Source organism: Leifsonia sp. SIMBA_070, assembly GCF_046534635.1.
Classification (GTDB): domain Bacteria; phylum Actinomycetota; class Actinomycetes; order Actinomycetales; family Microbacteriaceae; genus Leifsonia.
Window position 1 is genome coordinate 1 of the sequence record NZ_JAWRYK010001043.1, and the last position, 230, is coordinate 230.

The window sequence follows — 230 nt, forward strand, 5'->3', positions numbered from 1 at the left end:
GTGGATGCAGCGCCGTGCGCTGGCGTCTGCTTTCGACCTTGACGGCGCCTTCAATGAAGCCTTGCTTCTTCTGGGGCAGGACGCGCAGCAGAGGGGGCTTATCGCCGGCCTCGATCGGCTGCTCGAGGCCTACGGCACCCCGGGCGCCTATGGCAGGGACCGGCAACTGTCGGACCAGTTCCTCTCCAACGAGATCGAGCAGTTGCGCGTCATGGGCCGGCTCCTGCCTC

At 66.5% G+C, this 230-nt stretch carries 1 protein-coding gene; it reads left to right on the plus strand.

The features are described 5' to 3' along the window. A partial coding sequence (locus tag SB754_RS23325; RefSeq protein ID WP_410784609.1) for a hypothetical protein occupies positions 1–230 on the plus strand: 230 nt, incomplete at both ends.